The organism is Acidibrevibacterium fodinaquatile, from assembly GCF_003352165.1.
Classification (GTDB): Bacteria; Pseudomonadota; Alphaproteobacteria; order Acetobacterales; family Acetobacteraceae; genus Acidibrevibacterium; species Acidibrevibacterium fodinaquatile.
On the sequence record NZ_CP029176.1, the window covers coordinates 1,104,791 to 1,126,374 of the forward strand.

Here is a 21,584-nt window from a genome sequence, read left to right on the forward strand (position 1 = left end):
CTTGCCGTGCACGCTCAGAGATACCCGGCGACGCGCAGCCGCTCGAAGGCGTCCTCTGATTCATGGTCCATGGCGCGGCCGGCGCGCTCGGGCTCACGCGTCGCATGAAGCTCGGCGATGATGTCCTCGACCGTGCCGGCCGTGCTCGCGACCGGGAAGGTGATGTCCTGGTCGCCGAGCGAGCGATAGCGTTTGCCGTCACGAGAAAAATAGAGATCGACGACGGGGATCTTCTCACGCGCGATGTAGCGCCAGATATCGATCTCGCGCCAGGCGAGCAGGGGATGGACGCGAACATGGGCGCCATCCTCGAGCGGGGTTACGAACTGGTCCCAGAATTCCGGCGGCTGGTTGCGGACATCCCAGCGGTGGCTCGCGCCACGCGGGCTGAAGACGCGCTCCTTGGCCCGGGTTGCCTGCTCGTCGCGGCGGATGCCGGCGATCACGCCGGCGAAGCGGTGGCGCTCGATGAGGGCGGCGAGGCCCGCCGTCTTGCGCGCCGCCGAGCGCGCCGCCGGCGGCAGGCTGGGATCGATCTCCTCCACCGGCGGGCAGGTGCCGATGATCAGATCGAGCCCCCATTCTTGGGCGTAGCGTTCGCGGAAGGCGTACATTTCGGGGAATTTCTTGCCGGTATCGACATGCACCACCGGAAACGGCACTTGGCCGAGAAAGGCCTTGCGCGCCAGCCAGACGCAGACATTGGAGTCCTTGCCGAGCGACCACAGCATGGCGAGCGGCTTGAGGCGCTGATAGGCCTCGCGCAGGATAAAGATGCTTTGGCTCTCGAGATGGTCGAGATCGGTCATATCCGGGGTCATTCGGGGTGGTGTCTCTCGCTGGAAGGGCTCATCGACGACGCCGCGGCCCGATCGGATAGCGGGGCGCCGGGGACGTGTATACCGCATTCGGTCTTAATTTGTCCTGACCAACGCCCGGCCCGGGGATCCTCGTCGGGCGCGGTCGCGCGCGTGCAGGGGGCGCAGCCGATCGAGCGATATTGGCGCGCGGCCAGCGGATGCGGGGGCAGGGCGCGGGCGGTGAATTCGGCGGCGATGCGGGCGGCGTCCCAGTCGGCGAGGGGGTTGAGTTTGACCTTGCCCGCCGCGATCTCGATGAACGGCAGGCGCGCGCGGGTTGCCGCCTGAAAACGCTTGCGGCCATTGACCCAGGCATCGAACGGCGCCAACGCGGCGGCGAGGGGTGCGACCTTGCGCCGGGCGCAGCAGGCATCGGGATCGAAATGCCAAAGCGTTCCATCCGGATCGTCGCGCGCCAATGTCTCCCGATCTGGGGAAATATCGCGGACGTCGCGCAAGCCGAGATGGGCCGCAAGCGCGCGGCGATAGGCGAGGGTTGCGGGGAAATGCTGGCCGGTTTCGAGGAACAGGACCGGGGTTGCCGGATCGATTTCGGCGACGAGGGCAAGCAGCACGGCGGATTCGGCGCCAAAGGACGAGACCACGGCGATGCGGCCCACAAAAGCGACGGTGAGCGCGTGGCGCAGCAGGGCAATCCCGTCGAGCGGGGTATCGCGCGCGGCCGCGACGGGCAGCGGGTGAGGCGGGGTGGGGAGAAACGGGGGCATGGCGGTGGCTCGGCGACAGGGAGGCCGGCATTTAGCCCCAATTTCACTAACGCACAAGGTGAAATTTTATAATATATCAAATTAGTGTATGTATTTATAAATAACAGAAATTCATCGCTATTAAGCCGATCCTGCGGCGCTTTTGGTGCGTAAGGCGGCATAGCGCCGTTCGACGGCGCTGCGCGTGACGCGCGCGGTGCCGATCCCGGCGATCGCCACGGCGCCGGCGGCAAGCCCCCAATCGAGCGCATCCTCGGGCGCAGCCCCGCGCGCCAAGGCGAGCACCATGGCGGCGAGAAACGCATCGCCGGCGCCCACCGCGCTGTGGACCTCGGCCGGCGGCGCTTGGCGGCGGAGGACGCCGGCTTCACTCGCCAGGATCGCGCCAGCGTCACCGAGCGTCACCACCACCATCCGCGCCGCGCCATTGCGCACCAGGGCGAGCGCTTCCTTCTCCTGCGCCGCCGGATCGGGAAGGGTGCGGCCGACCAGCGTTTCGAGTTCGCGCAGGCTCGGCTTCAAAAGCGTGATGCCATGCCCGAGCGCGGCGCGCAGAGCCTCGCCGGAGGTATCCAGCACGAAAGCCTGGCCGCGCGCCGCCGCGAGACGCGCGGCTTCGGCATAAATCCCGACCGGCACCGCGCGCGGCAGGCTGCCGCTCGCGACCACATAGTGCTCTGATGCCGCCGGGAGAGCGGCGAGGGCGGCATGCCACTCGGCGTCCGACAGCGTCGGCCCTTCCGGCACGAAGCGATATTCGCGCCCGCTGGTCTCTTCGCGGAAGGTAAACGAAACCCGCGTCCGCCCGGCGATCGGCACGCGATGGCGCGGCACCCCGGCCTCCTCGAGCAATTCGTCGAGAAACCGCCCGGTCACGTCGCCCGCGGTAAAGATCGCCAGCGTCTCGCCGCCGAGCGCATGCACGACGCGCGCGACATTGACGCCGCCGCCACCGGGATCGACATGCTCGTCATGGGTGCGGATTTTGTGGGTCGCGGCGATCACCGGGGCGGTGGAGACGAAATCGACGGCTGGATTGAGGGTCCACGTGACGATGCGGGGTGGCGTCAGGGGCATGGCATCGGCTCAGGGCACGACCCGCATCCGGTCGATCACATTTTCGACCCCGGTGGCCGACCAGGCGGCATTTTCGGCGATGCGACGGGCAGCGAGGCTCCGCACCTCGCCGGCGAGCGTGACTTCGCCACCCTGGGTCACGACCGTGATGCGCGAGGCGTCGATCTCGGCGTGGCGGGCCAGCGCCCGACGCACGGCGTCGTTGATATTGGAGGCGCCTCGGGGCGGGCGGACGACGATCTCGTTCTTGATCGCAACCACGCCGGCGAGCGGCTGCACCCGCGCCTCGACATCCTCTTTCTGGTATCGCCAATCGACCGCGCCGATCAGGGTCACGACCCCGGCCTCGACCTTGACCTGGATCCGCCCCTCGGGAATCCGCGCGTCCCAGCGCAGGATGCTCGCGATGCGGTGGGCGATTTCCTCGTCGGAATGGCGGGCCTCGGGGTTGAGGCGAACCTCGATGTCCTGGGCGAGGCCGAGCACCCCGCGGACATGCCAGACCGCGCGCTCGGCGGCTTTTTTCTCGGCGTAGCTCGCGACGAAGCCGCCCAAGGTGACGATGCCGTCACGGACATGGACGGTGATGTTCGTTGCATCGACGTGCGGCGCCCATTCCAGCTCTTCCCGCACGAGACCGTCGAGAACGAGGTCATCCCTATGATCGGACATGGTCGGAAACTCCACAATCACGTTGCGCTGGCGGTTTGTTCGGCATCATGGACGATGGCGAGGGTGCGGAGCAGGCTCGCCGGATTGACGCTGATCGAGCCGATGCCGAGGCGGGCGAGAAACGCGGCGATTTCGGGGTAATTCGCCGGCGCCTCGCCGCAGATGCCAACCTTGCGGTGATTGCGCGCAGCGCCGGTGACGGCAAGGCGCAGCATCTCCAGCATGCCGGGATCGCGCTCGTCGAAATCGAAGGCGACGATGTCGGAGTCGCGATCGACGCCGAGCGTGAGCTGGGTCAGATCGTTCGAGCCGATCGAGAATCCATCAAAGACTTCAGAAAACGCGTCGATCTGGATGACGTTGTTCGGGATCTCGCACATGACATAGATTTCGAGCCCGTCCTCGCCGCGCCGCAGGCCGTGGCGCGCCATTTCGGCGAGCACGGTTTTCGCCTCGTCGACGCGGCGGCAAAACGGCACCATCACGAGCAGATTGGTGAGACCCATCTCGCGGCGGACGCGCAGCAAGGCCGCGCATTCGAGGGCGAAGCCTTCGGCATAGGCCGGATGCGCATAGCGCGCGGCCCCACGGAAGCCGAGCATGGGATTGGCCTCTTTGGGCTCGAAGGCGCTGCCGCCGAGCAGGGCCGCGTATTCATTGCTCTTGAAATCGGAGAGCCGGACGATCACCGGCCGGGGATGAAACGCCGCCGCGATGGTCCCGATCCCCTCGGCCAGCTCGCGGATGAAGAAGGCTTGCGGCGAGGGATCGTTGCGGCTCAGTTCGCTGATGCGGCTTCGTTCGGCGTCGCTGACCTTCTCCGGATGCACGAGCGCCATCGGATGGACGCCGATATGCTCGTTGATGATGAATTCCATGCGCGCGAGCCCAACCCCGGCGCTCGGCAGCATCGCCGTCTTAATGGCGAGATCGGGATTGCCGAGATTGACCATGATCGGCGTTTTCGGAAGCGGCAGCGCCGCGGCATCGACATGGCTGACCTCGAAGGCGAGCGCGCCGGCATAGACCGTGCCGACCTCGCCATCGGCGCAGGAGACGGTGACGGTATCGCCGGTATGGAGCGCCGCCGTCGCGACCCCGGCGCCGACCACCGCGGGGACGCCGAGTTCGCGCGCGACGATCGCGGCGTGGCAGGTGCGTCCGCCGTGATCGGTGACGATGGCGCCGGCGGTTTTCATCACCGGCTCCCAATCCGGGTTGGTCGCCGCGGCGACGAGAACTTCGCCCGGTCGGAAAATTTCCAGATCCTTGGCCGAGGTGACCACGCGGACAACGCCGGTTGCGATCTTCTCGCCGACCGCCCGCCCGGTGACCAAGACGGGGCCGCGCGTTTGCAGCGTATAGGTGTCGAGCCTCCCCGCCCTCTTGCGCGCGGCGACGGTCTCGGGGCGGGCCTGGACGATGAAGAGCGCGCCGCCTTCGCCATCCTTCGCCCACTCGATGTCCATCGGCTGGGGATGGCCGGCCTGAGCGGAATAATGCGCCTCGATGGCGAGCGCCGCGGCGGCGAGTGCGAGCACTTCCTCATCCTTGAGGCAAAAGCGCAGGCGTTTCGCGGCCTCGGTCGGCAGGTTCCGGGTCGTTGCGCCGAAATGGCCGGGGGCGAGCCCCATGGTGAGCTGCTTGCTGCCGAGCGTCCGGCGCAGCACGGCGCGATGCCCGGCGCGAAAACTCGGCTTGTGGACATAGAATTCGTCGGGATCGACGGCGCCTTGCACGACGTTTTCGCCAAGCCCGTAAGAGCCGGTGATGAACACCACGTCGCGAAAGCCGGATTCGGTGTCGAGCGTGAAGATCACGCCACTCGCGGCGGCATCGGCGCGGATCATTTTCATCACCCCGACCGAAAGCGCGACCTTGAAATGGTCGAAGCCGTTATTGACCCGATAGACGATGGCGCGATCGGTAAACAGGGAGGCGAAACAGCGGCGGCACGCCTCGAAGAGATCCTCCTCGCCGACGATGTTGAGGTAGCTCTCATGCTGGCCGGCGAAGCTGGCTTCGGGCAGATCCTCGGCGGTCGCGGAGCTGCGGACGGCGACCGCGACGTCCGGGCCGTATTCGCGCGCGAGTTCGGCATAAGCATTCGCGATGGCGGCGCGGAGGGTCGCGGTCCCGGTCGCCTCATAGACGATCCGGCGCGCCGCGGCGCCGGCCCGCGCGAGGGCGGCAATGTCGGTGATAGCGAGGCGATCGAGCACTGTGCGCAGCTTGGCCTCGGCGCCGGCGGCGGCGAGCGCCTCGCGATAGGCATAGGCGGTGAGCGCGAAACCGTTCGGCACCCGCACCCCGGCGGTGCTGAGGCGGCTATACATTTCCCCGAGCGAGGCATTCTTGCCGCCGACCTCGGCGACGTCGCTTGCGCGCAAATCGGCGAACCAGCGAACGAGCGGCGTGTTTTCGGACATGGTTCCCTCGCTTTCGCCCGATGGGGTGCGTTTCTTCGCGGCATCGCCGGATTTTGGAAAAATAGCCAATGTTTGCAGGAAGATCGTTGATCTGCATCAAGCCCGCGCGGCGGCGCCGCCGCTCGCTGCCGGTTCGATTGACAAGCCCGGCGCTTTGGCCCTACTCGATCACCGCTGAAAGACCTGGAGGGGTGCCCGAGTGGCTAAAGGGGGCGGACTGTAAATCCGCTGGCGCACGCCTACGTTGGTTCGAATCCAACCCCCTCCACCATGTCTCCGCCGCAACCGGCGGTCGTCACGCGCCAGCAGTTCCGTTTGGCCGGAGAATGCTCTAAGGGCGGGGGATGGCGGTGCGTAATCCTTCGCTGGTCCGGCTTTTGGTCAATGTCGTGCTCGATGGCGCGCTCGGCGCGCTTGCGGTGCCGCTCGCTTTCTGGCTCGCGCGCCCCGAGCAGCCACTGGCCTCCGGCTTCGCGATCGCGGCCGGCGCGATCGCGCTGATCGCCGGTGGGGTGCCGTTCGGCTTGGCGACGCAGTATTGGCGCTTTGCCGGCCTTGGCGATATGCGCGCGATCGCCGGCAGCGCGGTTCTCGGGGCCGGGCTTTATGCGCTGCTCTTCCTGGCCGCCGGCCTCGCGCTGCCGAGCGTGAGCTTCCCCGCCATTCACGCGCTGGCGCTCGCAACCCTGCTCGCCGTCCCCCGTCTTGCCTATCGTCTCTGGCGTGACCGCCGCGATGGCCGCGCCGGTGAGGCGGGTGATGCGGTGCCGATCCTTCTGGTCGGCGATGGCGAGGGGGCCGATCTCTTCCTCCGCGCGCTCGGGCGCGGGCGCGGCGCGCTTTATCGGGTGCTCGGCCTGCTCGCGCCCTCGGCCCGCCAGACCGGGCGGCGGATCCAGGGGCAGCCGATCCTCGGCACCATCGCCGAGACCGAGCAGATTCTCGAAAAACTGGCTGCCGCCGAAACCCCGCCGCGCTTTCTCGTCGTCACCACCGATCTCCCGGGCGAGACCCTCGGCCATCTCCTCGAGTGTGCCGATCGCGCCGGGCTCGCGGTTCGCCGCGCCCCCGACCCCACCCGTCTCGCCGCCGCCTCGACAGCGCGCGCGCAAGCCGGGCTCGATCTCCGCCCCATCGCCATCGAGGATATTCTCAACAGAAAACAGGTGCCGCTTGATCGCGACGGCATGGCCCGGCTGATCGCCGGCCGCCGCGTGCTCATCACCGGCGCCGGCGGCAGCATCGGCGCCGAACTGTCGCGCCAGGTGGCGGGGTTCGGGCCGGCGGAAATCGCCCTCCTCGACAATGGCGAATATGCGCTTTGGCAGATCGATCTCGAACTCGCAACCGCGCATCCGACGCTCGCCCGCAGCACCCTGATCGCCGATATCCGCGACGCGGCGCGGCTTCGTGCCGTCTGCGAACGTTTCCGCCCCGACCTCGTTTTTCATGCCGCCGCCCTCAAGCATGTGCCGATGGTGGAAGCCAATCCGCTCGAGGGGCTGCTCAGCAACGCCGTCGGCACCCGCAACGTCGCCGATGCCGCGCGCGCCGCCGGGGCGACGGTGATGGTGCAGATCTCGACCGACAAGGCGGTCAACCCGACCAGCGTCATGGGCGCCGCAAAGCGGCTCGCCGAGATGTATTGCCAGGCCCTCGATCTCGCCGGGCGCGAAAAAGCCGGCGGCCTGCGCTGCATCACCGTGCGTTTCGGCAATGTGCTCGGCAGCACCGGCTCGGTGGTGCCGCTGTTTCAGCGCCAGCTCGCCGCCGGTGGCCCGCTTACCGTGACCCACCCCGATATGCGGCGCTATTTCATGACCGTGCGCGAAGCGGTCGGGCTGGTATTGCAGGCTGCTGTCGTCGGCACCACCGCGCCGGAGCTGTCGGAAGCGGCGTTGGGCGGGATTTTCGTCCTCGACATGGGCGAGCCGGTGAAAATCGTCGATCTCGCCCGCCAAATGATCCGGCTTGCCGGGCTTCGCCCCGAGACCGATATCGCGATCCGTTTCACCGGCCTCCGCGCCGGCGAAAAACTGTTCGAGGAAATGTTTCATGGCCAGGAGCCCCCCAAACCGACGCGCTATCCCGGCCTTCTGATGGCAGCCCCCCGCACCGCCGATCTCGCTATCATCAGCCGCGCGCTTGACGAGCTTGCCGGCGCCTGTTCGCGCGGCCAGGAGGGGCAGGCGCTGGCGCTGCTTGCGCGCCTGGTGCCGGAATTCTCCCATAACGCCGCCGGCGCCGCGCGCGCCTGATTTCGCGAGGGCCCATGACCGCGCACCCGATCGCTTTCCTCGACCTCAAGGCGCAACAGGCGCGCCTCGGCCCCGATTTGCGCGCCCGCATCGAGGCGGTGCTCGCGCATTGCCAGTTCATTCTCGGCCCCGAGGTCGGTGAATTGGAAACGCAGCTCGCGCAATTTTGCGGCGCCGCCCATTGCGTCGCGGTCAGCTCCGGCACCGACGCCTTGCAGATCGCCCTGATGGCAGAAGGGATCGGGCCGGGGGATGCGGTGTTTCTCCCCGCCTTCACCTATACCGCGACCGCCGAGGTCGCGCTGGTGCTCGGCGCGACGCCGGTTTTCGTCGATATCGATGCGCGGACGTTTCAGATCGATCCGGAAGCGCTCGAGGCACGCATCGCGGCGGTCAAGGCCGCGGGGAAGCTGCGGCCGCGGGCGCTGATCGGCGTCGACCTCTTCGGCCAGCCGGCGGATTGGCCGCGCCTTGCCGCCATCGCCGCGCGCCATGAGCTTTTTACCCTCGATGATTGCGCCCAAAGCTTCGGCGCCCGCCTCGGCGGCGCGCCACTCGGGCGCGCGGCGCACGCGACGGCGATCAGCTTTTTCCCCTCGAAACCCCTCGGCGGCTATGGCGATGGCGGCGCGCTGTTCACGGAAAGCGCCGAACGCGCGGCCCTTTATCGGAGTCTCCGCAGCCATGGTGAGGGCACGACCCGCTACGAGGTGCTGCGCACCGGCATGAATGGCCGCCTCGATACGCTCCAGGCCGCCGTTTTGCTCGCCAAGCTCGCGCATTTTCCGGCCGAGATCAAAGCCCGCCAGCACCTTGCCGGGCTTTATGATCGGGCGCTCGCCGGCCTCGTCGAGACGCCGGCGCGGGTGCCCGAGAGCGAGAGCGCCTGGGCGGTCTATGCCATTCTGCTCGCCGATGGCGCCAAGCGGGAGGCAGCGCAGGCGGCGCTGCGCGCGGCCAATATCGCGAGCGCGATCTATTATCCGAAGCCACTCCACCATCAGCCGGCCTATCGCGCCCATCACGACGGCACGCCGCTCCCCGTCTCAGAGGCGGTCGCCGCGCGCATCCTCGCGCTTCCGATCCATCCCGATCTCAGCGATGACGACGTCGCCCGCGTCGCCGCGACTCTGAGCACGGCACTCGCCCCGCCGGCCAGGTGAGTCTCGCGCGCGTCTGGCATAACGCCCCCGATCCAATCCAGGCGCGGGCCTTGATCGTCGGCGCCAGGCGGGCGATCCATGCCGCATGAGTGTGCTCGAAATCACCGCCGTCAGCTACGCGATCCAGGGCCGGATGCTGCTCGATCGCGCCGATCTCGCCATCGCCGCCGGCCAGCGGGTCGGGCTGATCGGCGCGAATGGCGCCGGGAAATCGACCCTGCTGCGCCTTATCGCCGGCGAACTCGCCGCCGATGGCGGGGAAATCCGCCTCGCCGGCCGCGCCCGCCTCGCCTGGGTGCGCCAGGAGGCGCCAACTGGTGCGGGCAGCGTGCTCGAGACCGTGCTTGCCGCGGATCAGGAACGGCTCACGCTGCTTGCCGAGAGCGCAGGCGCCGCGCCGGCGCGCCTTGCCGAAATCCATGAGCGCCTCCGCGCCATCGGGGCAGAGGCGGCGCCGGCCAGGGCTGCGCGCATTCTCGCCGGGCTCGGCTTCGATGCCGCGGCGCAAGCGCGCCCGATCGCCGATTTCTCGGGCGGCTGGCGGATGCGCGTTGCCCTCGCCTCGGCGCTGTTTCTCGCCCCCGATCTGCTGCTGCTCGACGAACCCACCAACCATCTCGACCTCGAAGCGGCGCTCTGGCTCGAATCCTGGCTCATGCGCTTTTCCGGTGCCGTCCTCGTGGTCTCGCATGATCGCGGCCTCCTGGATCGCGCCGTCCACGCCATCGCCCATCTCGATCGCGGCAAACTCTCGCTGACCCCCGGCGGATTCGAGGCTTTCGCGCGCATCACCGCCGAGCGCCGCGCCCAGGAAGCGCGCGCCGCCGCGCGCGTCGCCGGCGAGCGGGCCCGGATCGAGGCCTTCGTCGCCCGCTTCCGCGCCAAGGCGACCAAGGCGCGCCAGGCGCAATCCCGGCTCAAAGCGCTGGAGCGGCTGCCGCAGACGGTCGCGGTGGTGGAAGCGGCGCCGGCGCGGTTCGATTTCCCCGCGCCACGCCCGATCGCGCCGCCGATGCTGCGGCTCGATGCGGTCAGCGTCGGTTATGACGGGACGCCGGTGCTACGCGGCATTTCGCTCCGCCTCGACATGGAGGACCGGATCGCCCTGCTCGGCGCCAACGGCAACGGCAAATCGACGCTGGCGAAGCTGCTGGTCGGCCGGCTCGCGCCGCTCGCAGGAGAGATTGAGCGCGCGCGCGGGCTCTCCGTCGGCTATTTCGCGCAGCATCAGCTCGAGGATCTCCTGGTCGAGGAGAGCCCGCTCGATCACCTCGCGCGGGTCTTGCCGCGCGCTAACGTCACCGCTCTCCGCGCGCATCTCGCGCGTTTCGGCCTCGATGCCGAGCGGGTAGAGCGCCGGGTCGGCGAGCTTTCCGGCGGCGAGCGGGCGCGCCTTGCGCTCGCGCTCGCAACCCGCGAGGCGCCGCATCTTCTGGTGCTCGATGAGCCGACCAACCATCTCGATATCGACGCGCGGCAGGCGCTGGTGACCGCGCTCGCCGAGTTTCCCGGCGCGGTGGTGCTGATCAGCCATGACGCGCATCTCATCGACCTCATCGCCGACCGGCTATGGCTGGTTGCGAATGGGCGGGTGCAGGCGTTCGACGGCGATCTCGCCGCGTATCGCGCTGGCCTTGCAACGCCCGAGCCGGCCGCGGCCAGCGAGCGGCGCGAAAGCAGCGCCCGCCTCGCGCGGCGCGCCCGGGCGGATGAAAGGGTCGCTTCGGCGCCACTCCGGCGCGCCGCGCAAGCGGCGGAAGCACGGCTCGCCGCCCTCACCGCCGAACGCCAAGCGATCGAAGGGCTGCTCGCCGATCCGGCGCTCTATGCCGCAACCTCGGCGGCCGACATCGTGCGGGCGAATAAGCGCCTCGCCGCCATCGCGGACGCCATCGCCGAAGCCGAGGAAGCCTGGCTTGCCGCCGCCTCGGCGCTGGAGGAGGGGTAGAAAGAGGAGGGCAAGAAAGAACTTCTTTTTTGAAAAGGCGCTTTCGCCCTTCTCCAACCTACTCTGTCAGAGATTATTGCGCCGTTCCCTTGAACTTTTCTCTTCGGCTTCCTTGAGGCAGCGATCCCAGAAAGCGATGGCGTCGCGCAATCGTGGCAGCACCGGCCTACCCATGAAGTCGCGGGCCTTATGAACGTCAAAGGTTGCGACCCGGGAGACGCAGTCCGGCATCGACGGATCAGCGACGACGCCCACGGAGCCGAAGGCGTCGCTCTGCAGTTCGAGCCCGCCCCGGAACTCTTTCAGCAGAGCGTTTCGCTTCGGCTCGATGAAGTTCTTGAAAATCTTCTCCTCTCGCCAGTCCGGCCATTTCGCTCTGAGCCAGTCGCGCGGGCCAGGCTCAACGCAGTCCACCTTTTCGAGGACATGGCCGACGGAGCGCAGGAGGGCAATGATCGCGATATATAGCGATTGGTGGTCGGCGACCGGACGCATCACGCTGTCGTCCCGTTCGAAACGGGCGAGGAGTTCGCGGATCAAGTTTAGTTGGGCGCGCGCGACCAGCATCGGTCATAGCTTCCGAAAGAACGCCTCGATGTCGGCGACGCTATTGGTGTCGTCGACGGCGTACAGCACCCTGCCGGTCTGGGTGCGATCGCGGATTTCGATCTTTTGGGTCTCGTGATTGTAGGCGAAGGCGTAGGTCTTTCCGGCGATGGTCACCCAAAGCATGTTGGCGGGTCTGCCCAAGAACGGACGAGTACGGATGGAATTTGGCTCGCCACGCCAGATGATGCCACCAAGCAGAGCCAGGGCGATGCCTTTGACCTGGCCGGCATGGTGATCGGCGCGCTCCATGACGCCCTTGGCATAGGTGTGAAGTGCTTCGACATCTTTGGCGGTGATGGGCATATGTTGCTCAGGCTTGCACTCTGCAGTGGTCAGGCGCGTAGAAAAAAGAAGCAAAAAGACTTTGACACGGTGGGCAGCGCCGACGGCGCTGCCCTCTTCTCTCTAATCCGCGGCCATCGAAAGATGGCGGCCGACCATTTTCTTGCCGACATGATCCTCCACCGCCGCGGCGATCGCTTCGGCGTGATTGGCCATCACATGGTCGGCGCCGGGGAGAACCCGATAATCGACGCTGACGCCCTTCTGCGTGTTCAGCTTATCAACGAGCTTTCTCACCGCGGGCTCAGGCACCAAATCATCGGCGTCGCCATGGATCATCAGCCCGCCGCACGGGCAGGGCGCGAGAAAGCCGAAATCATAGTGGCTGGCCGGCGGCGCGATGCTGATCCAGCCAGAAACCTCCGGCCGGCGCATCAGCAATTGCATGCTGACGAAAGCGCCGAAGGAATAGCCCGCGATCCAAAGCCCGCCAGCGTTCGGATTGACCGCCTGCAGCCAATCGAGCGCCGCCGCGGCATCGCCGATTTCGCCGATGCCGCCGTCATAGCGCCCCTGGCTTCGCCCGACGCCACGGAAATTAAAGCGCATGGTGGAAAACCCCAGCCGCTGGAACGACTGATAAACCGTATAGGTGATACGGTTATTCATCGTCCCGCCATGCAACGGATGCGGGTGTAGCACCAGCGCCACCGGGGCGCCGGTTTCTTTCGAATGGTGGTAACGGCCTTCCAACCGCCCATCAGGGCCGGCGAACATCACCTCGGGCATGATCTCTGCGTTCCATTTCTACTGACTATGATACTCGGCAACCTTATCGCCTATCAGCACGTCGAGGACATAAGTATTATGATTGCGTTATTGAGCGATCCTAAACGTTTTCGCGAAGCTACCGCAGCGCGCCATCGGCAAATTCGACAATCCCGACGCTTCCGGCGATATCGACCCTTTCGCTGATCCCTTTCGTTGACTAAATCTCGAGAGGGTAGATCGGAAAGTGGGGTGACCATCGATGACCGGCACCTGGGTTGCAGCCACGGCGTTGAACCACAGGATGACCGGCGGGAGAGCGTCTGTGGCGGGACGGTCTTGCGCGCGGGGCTCCTGGCTTACTCCTCCATTTCGTGCGAATCCTTGGCGCGAGCCGAGGATTCGGGGGTTGACGGCGTTCCTGCAGCACCGACGGGGGCTAACCACCCGCGCCAGCGCTGCCATATAAACGCAATATAGGTCGAATTGGTCGCTCAGTGATAACGGAATTGTCGCATGGCATTCATTTTTTTGCGTGAAACCATCCGCGCCTACCGTGAGAAGGATCCCGCGGCCCGGTCCGGCCTTGAAGTGCTGCTCTGTTACCCGGGTCTGCATGCGTTGATGTGGCATGCCCTCGCCCATAATCTGTGGCGCGCGGGATTTCGTATCACCGGTCGGCTGGTCTCCTATCTCAGTCGCTGGCTCACCGGCATCGAAATCCATCCCGGCGCTCGAATCGGCCGCCGCGTGATCATCGATCATGGCATGGGGGTCGTCATCGGTGAGACCGCGGAGGTCGGCGATGACGTCTATATGTATCACCAAGTAACCCTCGGCGGCACCACGTCCGAACGCGGCAAGCGCCACCCGACGATTGGCAACGGCGTCATCATCGGGGCCGGCGCGAAAATTCTCGGGGCCATTACGGTTGGCGACAATGCCCGGGTCGGGGCCAATGCGGTGGTGGTGCAGCCGGTTGCGGCCGGCGTCACCGTCGTCGGTATCCCGGCCCGCCCGATCGACCGCAAGCGCCGCGATCCCTGCTTTGATCCTTACGGCACGCCCGCCGAGGCGGCACTCGACCCCTTATTGCGTGACGTCGAGAGCCTGCGCGCCGAATTGACCGAGGTCGAGGCCAGATTGGCGCGCCTTGCCGCCGAAACCAAAACCAGCGAACAGGCCGGAGATTAGGCAATGCAGCTTTCGACGCGCGGGCGCTATGCGGTGATGGCGCTGGTCGATCTCGCCGCGCGCGAACCTCAAACCCCCGCCCGTCTCGTCAGCCTCTCCGAGATCGCCGCGAGCCAGGGGATCAGCCCGGCCTATCTCGAACAGCTTTTCGCGCGGCTGCGGCGCGCCGGGCTGGTGGTTTCGGCGCGCGGCCCGAATGGCGGCTATGGCCTCGCGCGGCGGGCGGACGAGGTCTCGGTCGCGAGCGTGATCCGCGCCGTCGATGATGCTGGCGCGCCGGGAGAATGCTGCCTTGACGCCGGCGACGCCGGCGGGGCCGCGGGCTGCCCGACCGCGGCGTTGTGGCAAGCGCTCTGCCTTCATATTCATCACTTTCTGGACACCATCACCCTGGCCGATGTCGTGGCCGGACGCCTCGATGGCACGCGCGCGCGACCCCAACCGCGCGAGGCGGCGTGAATGCCTGATCGCGTCTATCTCGACGCCAACGCGACCGAGCCGCTTCGCCCCGCGGCGCGGGCGGCGGCACTCGCGGCGCTCGACCTCACCGGCAACCCGGCCTCGGTCCATGGTTTTGGCCGCGCCGCGCGCGCGCTTTTGGAAACCGCGCGCGAGAGGATCGCCGCCCGCTTCGGCGGCCACCCAGCCGATCTCGTCTTCACCTCGGGCGGGACCGAGGCCAATGCGCTGGCGATCGCCGGCCTCGGCGCCGGGCGACGGCGGATCGTGAGCGCGATCGAGCATGCGGCGGTGCGTGAGGCGGCGCCGGACGCGGCGATTTTGCCGGTCGATCGACAAGGGATCGCCGATCTCGCGCGGCTTGCGGCGCTGCTCGCCGAAGGGCCGCCGGCCTTCGTCGCCCTCATGCTCGCCAATAACGAAACCGGGGTGATCCAGCCGATCGCCGAGGCCGCGGCGCTCTGCCGCCGCTTTGGCGCGCATCTCCATGTCGATGCGGTGCAGGCGGCGGGAAGGATCGCGTGTGATTTCACCGCGCTCGGCGCCGCGAGCCTCGCTCTCTCCGGCCACAAGCTGGGTGGGCCGGCCGGCGCCGGCGCGCTCTTGCTCGACGCCGATGCCGCCAAGCGCCTGGCGCCGCTGATCGTCGGTGGCGGCCAGGAGCGCGGCCGGCGCGGTGGCACGCCGCCGCTTGCCGCGATCGCCGGCTTCGCCGCCGCCGCCACCGCCGATCCCGCCGATCTCGCGCCGTTGCGCGACGCCGCCGAGGCCGCGGCGATCGAGGCCGGCGCCGTCGTCTGCGGTGCTGGCGCCCCACGTCTTCCCAACACCACCTGCCTCGCCCTCCCAGGCATCAAGGCGGAAACCCAGGTGATCGCGCTCGATCTCGCTGGCATCGCCGTCTCCGCCGGGGCTGCCTGCAGTTCCGGCAAAATTGCGCAGAGCCATGTGCTGGCGGCGATGGGGCTCGGTGATCTCGCCGGCCAGGCGATCCGGGTCTCTCTGCCCTGGAGCGCGACCGCCGCCGATATCACCGCGTTCAGCAACGCCTATCGGGCAATGGCGGCCCGTCTTGCCCGCCGCGCCGCCTGAAACGACATCGCCGATGCCGCGCAACCGCCCGATCTATCTCGACAACCAAGCGACAACGCCGTGTGACCCGCGCGTCGTCACCGCGATGCTGCCTTATTTCAGCGAGGCGTTCGGCAACCCGCACAGTGCCGAACACGCGCTCGGCCGCGAGGCGGAAGCGGCGGTGGAGCGGGCGCGCGCCGAGGTTGCGGCGCTGATCGGCGCAAGCCCGCGCGAAATCATCTTCACCTCCGGCGCGACCGAGAGCAACAACCTCGCGATCAAGGGCGCCGCCCGCTTCGCTGCCCGCATGGGAAACCCGAAACGCCGCGTCATCACCGTCGCGACCGAACATAAATGCGTCTTAGAGGCGACGCGCGACCTCGCCGAGGAGGGGTTCGAGCCGGTGTTTCTGCCGGTCGCGCCCGATGGCCGGCTCGATCCCGCCGCGCTTGGCGCGGCCCTTGCGACCCCGACCCTTTTGGTTTCGGTGATGGCGGCGAATAACGAGACCGGGGTTTTGCAGGATATCGCGACCCTCGCCACCCTTGCTCGCGATTGCGGCGCGCTGTTTCACACCGATGCCGCGCAGGCGGCCGGGAAAATCCCCCTCGATGTCGCGGCGCAGGGGATCGATCTGCTCTCGATCAGCGGCCATAAGCTCTACGGCCCGAAGGGGATCGGCGCGCTTTATGTTCGCCATCGGCCGCGGGTGCGTCTCGCGCCGCTCATTTCCGGCGGCGGGCAGGAGCGGGGCTTGCGTTCGGGCACGCTACCGGCGCCGCTCATCGTCGGCTTCGGTGAGGCGTGTCGCATCGCGCGGGCAGAAATGGCGGCCGAGACGGCGCGGCTCGCCGCCCTTCGCGATCGTCTGCTCGCGCGCCTCAGGGCGGCCATCCCGGGCATTGCCCTCAATGGCAGCCGCGAGCATCGTCTCGCCGGCAATCTCAACCTCGCCTTTCCGGGCGCGCGTGCCGAAACCCTGCTCGCCGATCTCCCCGATCTCTGCCTTTCCACCGGCTCGGCCTGTTCCTCGGCGGCGATCGAGCCCTCCTATGTTCTCCGCGCCATGGGGATTGCGCCGGAAATCGCCGCCGCAAGCTTGCGCATCGGGATCGGACGCTTTACCTCGGCGGCCGAGATCGACACTGCGGCGGAGATGCTGATCGCCGCCCATGCCCGGCAAAGCGAACCCCAGAATGCCTAAAATGACCTTCATCGAACGCGACGGCACCAGGCGCGAGGTTGATGCCCCGCTCGGCCTCTCGGTTCTCGAAATCGCCCATCGCCACGGCATTGATATCGAAGGCGCGTGCGAAGGCTCGCTCGCTTGCTCGACCTGCCATGTCATCGTCGATCCCGCCTGGTTCGCCAAACTCGCGCGCCCCACCGAGGACGAGGAAGACATGCTCGACCTCGCCTTCGGCCTCGAAAAAACCTCGCGCCTCGGCTGTCAGATCGTCATGACCGAGGCGCTCGACGGCCTCACCGTCCGCCTCCCCGCCGGCACCCGCAACCTCTTGGACACGTGAATGCCGGCTCGCGCTCCGAGCAAGGCAAGGCGAGGGGCGCTGCCCCTCGACCCCGCCAGGGACAATGTCCCTGGACCCTATCCAGGACGGGGGTCTGGGGCCTCAGGCCCCAGCGGAGTCCAGAGGCGGAGCCTCTGGCCTTGCCCTTCTTTGGAACACCAGCCGGGCATAAGCGTGTCATGAGGGTGGTCGCGGCGATGTCGGGCGGGGTGGATAGTTCGGTGGTGGCCGGGCTGTTGGCCGAAGCCGGGCATGAGGTGATCGGGATCACGCTTCAGCTTTACGATCATGGCGCGGCAGCCGGGCGCAAAGGGGCGTGCTGTGCCGGCCAGGACATTCACGATGCCAAGCGTGTCGCCGATCATCTCGGTATCACGCATTATGTGATCGACGCCGAGGCGCGGTTTCGCGCCGCGGTGATCGCCGATTTCGTCGACTCCTATGCCGGTGGCGAGACGCCGGTGCCGTGTGTGCGCTGCAACCAAAGCGTGAAATTCGGCGATTTGCTGACGCTTGCCCGCGATCTTGGCGCGGAGGCGCTGGCGACCGGGCATTATGTGCAGAGGATCGAGGGCGATTGCGGGGTGGAACTGCACCGCGCCGCTGATCCCGAGCGCGACCAGAGCTGGTTCTTATTCGCGACCACGGCGGAGCAGCTTGCGTTCTGCCGCTTTCCGCTCGGCGCGATGGCGAGCAAGGCTTCGGTGCGGGCCGAGGCGGCGCGGCTTGGCCTGCCGGTTGCGGCCAAGCCCGACAGCCAGGATATCTGCTTCGTGCCCGACGGGCATTATGCCGATTTCGTTGCGCGCCTGCGGCCGGACGCGATGGCGGCGGGTGAGATCGTGGCGGGCGACGGCCGGGTTTTGGGCCAGCATCACGGGGTCGCGCGTTATACGGTCGGCCAGGCCAAGCGCCTCGGCGCTGCGACGCGCGATGGCGGCGAGCGGCAAATGGTGGTGGCGCTGGATGCGGCGCGGCGGCGCGTGGTGGTCGGCCCGCGCGGGAGCGGCGGGACGCGCACGATCCGGCTGCGCGAGGTGAACTGGCTGATCCCGCCTCCCCTCGCGCCGATCCCTTGCACGGTGAAGCTCCGCGCCCGCGAGGCGCCGCAGCCGGCAGAAATCCGGGCGTTGCCGGCCGGCGGGGCGGACGTCAAATTGGCAACGCCGGCGCTGGCGGCGCCTGGGCAGGCCTGCGTTTTTTATCAGGACAGCCGCGTTCTCGGCGGCGGCTTCATCGTTGCGCCGCAGGTTGACGACGAGGCGGCGGCGGCGGTATCTGGGGCCAGCCGTGGCGGCGTAGCTCAGCGGTAGAGCAGGGGAATCATAATCCCTTGGTCGGTGGTTCAAATCCGCCCGCCGCTACCAGCTTTACCCTGATCGCCCCCCTGATCTTGTTGATGTGCTCGGACGCGGCGCTGCGCTCTACACCTATTTTGGCGAGCAAGTTGGCCGGTTTTGATTGAACAGGATGGTTCAATCAAAACCTACCTTGCTCTAGCCGAGCGGCGCGGACGTGGTAAGCTCGCGCTCATAGCGAAGCGCCTCATATCGGGGCGCGCCGGCGGCCGCTCCTCGCCCGCCCGTCCGAGGAATGAACGACATGACGTCACCCCGCGCCAATTCCAACGCCGCTCGCGATATCGCCTCTGTCCTCCACCCTTATACCGATCTCCTGGCCCACGCCGAAACCGGCCCGCTGGTGATCACGCGTGGGGAGGGGGTGCGGGTCTGGGACGAGAACGGCAAGGCTTATATCGAGGCAATGGCCGGGCTCTGGTGCGCCTCGCTTGGCTTTAACAATGAGCGCCTGGTCGAGGCGGCGGCGGCGCAGATGCGCAAGCTTCCCTTCTACCATGCGTTTGCCGCCAAATCGCATGAGCCACTGATCACGCTCGCGGAAATGCTGCTCGCCCGCGCGCCGGTCGCCATGAGCAAGGTGTTTTTCGCCAATTCCGGCTCCGAAGCCAACGATACCGCGATCAAAATGATCTGGTATTTCAACAACGCGCTCGGGCGCCCGCAGAAGAAAAAAATCATCGGCCGGGTCAAGGGATATCACGGCATTACGCTGGCCTCCGCCTCGCTCACCGGGCTGCCCGCCAATCATCGCTCCTTCGATGTGCCGCTGCCTGGGTTTTTGCACACCATCACGCCGCATTTTTATCACGGCGCGCAGCCTGGCGAGAGCGAGCGCGATTTCGCCGCCCGCTGTGCCGCGGAACTCGAAGCCCTGATCCTCGCCGAGGGACCGGAGACCATCGCCGGCATGTTTGCCGAGCCCGTGATGGGCGCCGGCGGCGTGATCGTGCCGCCGGAGGGGTATTTCCCGGCGATCCAAGCGGTGTTGCGCAAATACGACATCCTGCTCGTCGCCGACGAGGTGATCTGCGGCTTCGGGCGCACCGGCAATTACTGGGGCAGCCAGACCCTCGGCGTGACGCCGGACATCCTCACCTGCGCCAAAGCCCTTTCGGCGTCGTTTTTGCCGATCAGCGCGGTGATGGTGAATGCGCGGGTGTTCGCGGCCTTGGCCGAGGAATCGCACAAGATCGGCACGTTCGGCCATGGCTTCACCTATTCCGGCCATCCGGTGCCGGCGGCGGTCGCGATCGAGACGCTGAAAATCTATGACGAGATCGGGATTATCGATCATGTCCGCGCCGTTGTGCCGGCCTTCCAGCGCGCGCTGCATGGCTTTGCTGACCATCCGCTGGTCGGTGAGACGCGCGGTCTTGGCCTTCTTGGCGGGATTGAGCTGGTTGCCGACAAGGGGGCGCGGCAAAATTACGACCCGGCGCTCAAGATCGGCCCGCGCGCCGCGAAACTCCTCGAAAAACACGGCGTCATCGGCCGCGCCGTGCCGGGCGACACGCTGGCCTTCACGCCGCCGCTGATCATCAGCGAAAGCGAGATCGCGGAGATGTTTGCCGCCGTCCGCGGCGCGCTCGATGAGTTGCTGGCCGAGCTGACGCGAGAGGGGCTGGCGCCGCGCCTCTGACGGCGGGACGCCTCAGCCGGGGACACCCTTCGCGAGCCAGGTCTGGCGCGCGGTTGCGGCGCGCGCGGCGCGGAGGATGGCGCCCGTCGTTGCAATCGCCTCGGCGAGCGTTTCGTTGACGATGCAGTAGTCGAATTCGTTGGCGTGGGCGATTTCGTCCTCGGCCGCCGCCATGCGGCGCGTGATTTCCGCCGGCGCATCGCCGCGGGCGCGGAGGCGGGCTTCGAGGTCGGCGAGCGTCGGCGGCATGATGAAAACCCCGACGACATCGCCGGGGAGGGCAGCGCGCAACTGCCGATGACCCTGCCAGTCGATATCGAACAGCACGTCCTCGCCGCGCGCGAGCGCGGCCGCGACCGGCGCGCGGGGCGTGCCATAACGCTGGCCGAAAACGTCCGCCCATTCGAGCAACGCGCCGGCTTCGATCATGGCGTCGAACGCTGGCCGGTCGCGAAAGAAATAATGGATGCCCTCTTGCTCGCCGGCGCGCGGGGCGCGGGTGGTCGCGCTGATCGAGAGGTGAAGGCCGGGTTCGGCGGCGAGAAGGGCGCGGCTGATCGAGGTTTTCCCGGCGCCGGAGGGCGCGGCGAGCACGAGGCAGAGGCCGCGGCGGGGAAAACGCGGGCTCATTCGACGTTTTGCACCTGCTCGCGGAGTTGCTCGATCGCCGCCTTGAGCCGCAGCCCGCAGGCCGAGAGCGCCGTGGTCGCCGCCTTGCTGCAGAGGGTATTGGCCTCGCGCTGGAATTCCTGGACCAGGAAATCGAAGCGCCGCCCGACCGCGCCGGTCTCTTCGAGCAGGGCGCGGGCGGCGACGAGATGGCTTGCGAGGCGGTCGAGTTCTTCGCGGATGTCGGCGCGGGTCGCGAGCAGCGCGACCTCCTGTGCCAGACGCTCGGCGGGGAGGGGGATGTCGCGGCCGCGCAGCAGGGCGTCGAGCTGCTCGGCAAGCCGTGTTCGCAGCGCGTCGGGCTGCGTGTCCGCGAGCGCTGCCGCCTCGGCATGGAGGGCGGCGATCTCGGCGAGGATGGCGCCGAGCAAGCTTGCGAGCCGCGCCCCTTCCGCGCCGCGCATGGCGGTGAGGCCGGCAAGCGCGGTGGCGAAGCCGGCCGTGACCATCTGTGTCTCGGCCTCGTCCGGTGGTTCGCGCTCGCTCGCCCCGCGCAGCACGCCGGGCAGCGCGAGCAGAGCCTCGGCGCGCGGCGGCGACCCGCCGGGGATGCGGTGGGCGAGGGCAAGGGCGAGGGCGAGGACGTGTTCGAGCGCATCGGGATCCGGCTCCAGCCGCGCCCCGCGCGCGCGCCGGATGGTGAGGCTCGCGGTGACAGTGCCGCGCCGCAAAACCTTCACTGCGGCCTCGCGCAGGCCCGGCTCCAGCGCATCGAAGCCGGGCGGCAGACGAAAGCGGAGGTCGAGCCCGCGGCCATTGACCGAGCGCAGCTCCCAAAGGAAGCCAAAGCCGTCCCGCTCGCCCTCGCTCTGGGCGAAACCGGTCATCGAGGCAAGGGTGCTGTTCATCGCCGCCGTCGTCTCCG

General features: G+C 67.7%; 20 protein-coding genes and 2 tRNA genes. 12 read left to right on the plus strand and 10 right to left on the minus strand.

The genetic code is table 11. The features are described 5' to 3' along the window. Window positions 1-14: 14 nt before the first annotated feature. The 5 genes from cysD to ppsA form a co-directional block, all read right to left on the minus strand. Window positions 15-809, minus strand: a complete 795-nt coding sequence (cysD, locus tag DEF76_RS05295; RefSeq protein ID WP_114913688.1) for a sulfate adenylyltransferase subunit CysD — start codon at window positions 807-809, stop codon at window positions 15-17. 8 nt (window positions 810-817) lie between these two features. Further along, on the minus strand, window positions 818-1,588 hold the full coding sequence (locus DEF76_RS05300) for a phosphoadenylyl-sulfate reductase (RefSeq protein WP_114911429.1): 771 nt from the start codon (window positions 1,586-1,588) through the stop codon (window positions 818-820). Window positions 1,589-1,708: 120 nt separating this feature from the next. Next, entirely contained in the window at window positions 1,709-2,665 is a 957-nt protein-coding gene (locus DEF76_RS05305; RefSeq protein WP_240319113.1) for a 1-phosphofructokinase family hexose kinase, read from the minus strand. Between the two features lie 9 nt (window positions 2,666-2,674). After that, a complete protein-coding gene (locus DEF76_RS05310; RefSeq protein WP_114911430.1) occupies window positions 2,675-3,337 on the minus strand; it encodes a BON domain-containing protein in 663 nt (220 codons plus the stop codon). Between the two features lie 17 nt (window positions 3,338-3,354). After that, window positions 3,355-5,766 (minus strand): phosphoenolpyruvate synthase, encoded by a 2,412-nt coding sequence (gene ppsA / locus DEF76_RS05315; RefSeq protein ID WP_114911431.1) that lies wholly within the window; start codon window positions 5,764-5,766, stop codon window positions 3,355-3,357. A gap of 185 nt (window positions 5,767-5,951) precedes the next feature. Here ppsA and DEF76_RS05325 point away from each other — a divergent pair. The 4 genes from DEF76_RS05325 to DEF76_RS05340 all read left to right on the plus strand — a co-directional run bounded on the left by DEF76_RS05325 (window position 5,952) and on the right by DEF76_RS05340 (window position 11,135). Next, a tRNA-Tyr gene (locus DEF76_RS05325) sits at window positions 5,952-6,037 on the plus strand. Window positions 6,038-6,110: 73 nt separating this feature from the next. Further along, a complete protein-coding gene (locus DEF76_RS05330; RefSeq protein ID WP_114911433.1) occupies window positions 6,111-8,024 on the plus strand; it encodes a polysaccharide biosynthesis protein in 1,914 nt (637 codons plus the stop codon). A gap of 14 nt (window positions 8,025-8,038) precedes the next feature. After that, window positions 8,039-9,187, plus strand: a complete 1,149-nt coding sequence (locus DEF76_RS05335; protein ID WP_114911434.1) for a DegT/DnrJ/EryC1/StrS family aminotransferase — start codon at window positions 8,039-8,041, stop codon at window positions 9,185-9,187. A gap of 85 nt (window positions 9,188-9,272) precedes the next feature. Next, complete coding sequence (locus DEF76_RS05340) at window positions 9,273-11,135, plus strand: ABC-F family ATP-binding cassette domain-containing protein (RefSeq protein WP_114911435.1); 1,863 nt, start codon at window positions 9,273-9,275, stop codon at window positions 11,133-11,135. Window positions 11,136-11,201: 66 nt separating this feature from the next. On the opposite strand, the gene DEF76_RS05345 is transcribed toward DEF76_RS05340, so the two are convergent. The 3 genes from DEF76_RS05345 to DEF76_RS05355 form a co-directional block, all read right to left on the minus strand. Next, window positions 11,202-11,702, minus strand: coding sequence for a hypothetical protein (locus DEF76_RS05345; RefSeq protein WP_114911436.1), 501 nt, complete (start codon window positions 11,700-11,702; stop codon window positions 11,202-11,204). Window positions 11,703-11,705: 3 nt separating this feature from the next. Further along, a complete protein-coding gene (locus tag DEF76_RS05350; protein ID WP_114911437.1) occupies window positions 11,706-12,047 on the minus strand; it encodes a hypothetical protein in 342 nt (113 codons plus the stop codon). 102 nt (window positions 12,048-12,149) lie between these two features. Beyond that, window positions 12,150-12,815 carry an alpha/beta hydrolase gene (locus DEF76_RS05355; RefSeq protein ID WP_114911438.1) on the minus strand — a complete coding sequence of 222 codons (666 nt, stop codon included), beginning with the start codon at window positions 12,813-12,815 and terminating at the stop codon, window positions 12,150-12,152. Window positions 12,816-13,310: 495 nt separating this feature from the next. Here DEF76_RS05355 and cysE point away from each other — a divergent pair, with 495 nt between their 5' ends. From cysE to DEF76_RS05395, 8 genes are all read left to right on the plus strand, one after another. After that, window positions 13,311-13,988 carry a serine O-acetyltransferase gene (gene cysE / locus DEF76_RS05360; RefSeq protein ID WP_114911439.1) on the plus strand — a complete coding sequence of 226 codons (678 nt, stop codon included), beginning with the start codon at window positions 13,311-13,313 and terminating at the stop codon, window positions 13,986-13,988. Window positions 13,989-13,991: 3 nt separating this feature from the next. After that, window positions 13,992-14,447, plus strand: coding sequence for an RrF2 family transcriptional regulator (locus tag DEF76_RS05365; protein WP_114911440.1), 456 nt, complete (start codon window positions 13,992-13,994; stop codon window positions 14,445-14,447). Further along, complete coding sequence (locus DEF76_RS05370; protein ID WP_114911441.1) at window positions 14,448-15,539, plus strand: cysteine desulfurase family protein; 1,092 nt, start codon at window positions 14,448-14,450, stop codon at window positions 15,537-15,539. Window positions 15,540-15,552: 13 nt separating this feature from the next. After that, a complete protein-coding gene (locus DEF76_RS05375) occupies window positions 15,553-16,725 on the plus strand; it encodes a cysteine desulfurase family protein (protein ID WP_114913690.1) in 1,173 nt (390 codons plus the stop codon). Next, complete coding sequence (locus DEF76_RS05380; protein WP_114911442.1) at window positions 16,718-17,050, plus strand: ferredoxin family 2Fe-2S iron-sulfur cluster binding protein; 333 nt, start codon at window positions 16,718-16,720, stop codon at window positions 17,048-17,050. Before DEF76_RS05375 ends, DEF76_RS05380 begins: the two co-directional genes overlap by 8 nt. A 179-nt stretch (window positions 17,051-17,229) precedes the next feature. After that, the gene (gene mnmA, locus DEF76_RS05385) at window positions 17,230-18,363 is read left to right on the plus strand and encodes a tRNA 2-thiouridine(34) synthase MnmA (RefSeq protein WP_114911443.1); all 1,134 of its coding nucleotides are present in this window, start codon (window positions 17,230-17,232) and stop codon (window positions 18,361-18,363) included. Beyond that, window positions 18,343-18,417, plus strand: a tRNA-Met gene (locus DEF76_RS05390). Before mnmA ends, DEF76_RS05390 begins: the two co-directional genes overlap by 21 nt. Before the next feature lie 235 nt (window positions 18,418-18,652). Then, window positions 18,653-20,050, plus strand: coding sequence for an aspartate aminotransferase family protein (locus tag DEF76_RS05395; protein ID WP_114913691.1), 1,398 nt, complete (start codon window positions 18,653-18,655; stop codon window positions 20,048-20,050). Window positions 20,051-20,062: 12 nt separating this feature from the next. On the opposite strand, the gene gmk is transcribed toward DEF76_RS05395, so the two are convergent. Together gmk and DEF76_RS05405 are read right to left on the minus strand one after the other, a co-directional pair. Further along, complete coding sequence (gmk, locus tag DEF76_RS05400) at window positions 20,063-20,680, minus strand: guanylate kinase (protein ID WP_114911444.1); 618 nt, start codon at window positions 20,678-20,680, stop codon at window positions 20,063-20,065. Then, window positions 20,677-21,567 (minus strand): YicC/YloC family endoribonuclease, encoded by an 891-nt coding sequence (locus DEF76_RS05405; protein WP_114911445.1) that lies wholly within the window; start codon window positions 21,565-21,567, stop codon window positions 20,677-20,679. The genes gmk and DEF76_RS05405 overlap by 4 nt, the downstream gene beginning before the upstream one ends. Window positions 21,568-21,584 lie beyond the last annotated feature (17 nt).

Excerpts from the sequence above, each read along its gene's own strand:
- cysD (WP_114913688.1), bottom strand. The coding sequence starts at position 809 with ATGACCGATCTCGACCATCTCGAGAGCCAAAGCATCTTTATCCTGCGC.
- DEF76_RS05300 (WP_114911429.1), bottom strand. The coding sequence starts at position 1,588 with ATGCCCCCGTTTCTCCCCACCCCGCCTCACCCGCTGCCCGTCGCGGCC.
- DEF76_RS05305 (WP_240319113.1), bottom strand. The coding sequence starts at position 2,665 with ATGCCCCTGACGCCACCCCGCATCGTCACGTGGACCCTCAATCCAGCC.
- DEF76_RS05310 (WP_114911430.1), bottom strand. The coding sequence starts at position 3,337 with ATGTCCGATCATAGGGATGACCTCGTTCTCGACGGTCTCGTGCGGGAA.
- ppsA (WP_114911431.1), bottom strand. The coding sequence starts at position 5,766 with ATGTCCGAAAACACGCCGCTCGTTCGCTGGTTCGCCGATTTGCGCGCA.
- DEF76_RS05330 (WP_114911433.1), top strand. The coding sequence starts at position 6,111 with ATGGCGGTGCGTAATCCTTCGCTGGTCCGGCTTTTGGTCAATGTCGTG.
- DEF76_RS05335 (WP_114911434.1), top strand. The coding sequence starts at position 8,039 with ATGACCGCGCACCCGATCGCTTTCCTCGACCTCAAGGCGCAACAGGCG.
- DEF76_RS05340 (WP_114911435.1), top strand. The coding sequence starts at position 9,273 with ATGAGTGTGCTCGAAATCACCGCCGTCAGCTACGCGATCCAGGGCCGG.
- DEF76_RS05345 (WP_114911436.1), bottom strand. The coding sequence starts at position 11,702 with ATGCTGGTCGCGCGCGCCCAACTAAACTTGATCCGCGAACTCCTCGCC.
- DEF76_RS05350 (WP_114911437.1), bottom strand. The coding sequence starts at position 12,047 with ATGCCCATCACCGCCAAAGATGTCGAAGCACTTCACACCTATGCCAAG.
- DEF76_RS05355 (WP_114911438.1), bottom strand. The coding sequence starts at position 12,815 with ATGCCCGAGGTGATGTTCGCCGGCCCTGATGGGCGGTTGGAAGGCCGT.
- cysE (WP_114911439.1), top strand. The coding sequence starts at position 13,311 with ATGGCATTCATTTTTTTGCGTGAAACCATCCGCGCCTACCGTGAGAAG.
- DEF76_RS05365 (WP_114911440.1), top strand. The coding sequence starts at position 13,992 with ATGCAGCTTTCGACGCGCGGGCGCTATGCGGTGATGGCGCTGGTCGAT.
- DEF76_RS05370 (WP_114911441.1), top strand. The coding sequence starts at position 14,448 with ATGCCTGATCGCGTCTATCTCGACGCCAACGCGACCGAGCCGCTTCGC.
- DEF76_RS05375 (WP_114913690.1), top strand. The coding sequence starts at position 15,553 with ATGCCGCGCAACCGCCCGATCTATCTCGACAACCAAGCGACAACGCCG.
- DEF76_RS05380 (WP_114911442.1), top strand. The coding sequence starts at position 16,718 with ATGCCTAAAATGACCTTCATCGAACGCGACGGCACCAGGCGCGAGGTT.
- mnmA (WP_114911443.1), top strand. The coding sequence starts at position 17,230 with ATGAGGGTGGTCGCGGCGATGTCGGGCGGGGTGGATAGTTCGGTGGTG.
- DEF76_RS05395 (WP_114913691.1), top strand. The coding sequence starts at position 18,653 with ATGACGTCACCCCGCGCCAATTCCAACGCCGCTCGCGATATCGCCTCT.
- gmk (WP_114911444.1), bottom strand. The coding sequence starts at position 20,680 with ATGAGCCCGCGTTTTCCCCGCCGCGGCCTCTGCCTCGTGCTCGCCGCG.
- DEF76_RS05405 (WP_114911445.1), bottom strand. The coding sequence starts at position 21,567 with ATGAACAGCACCCTTGCCTCGATGACCGGTTTCGCCCAGAGCGAGGGC.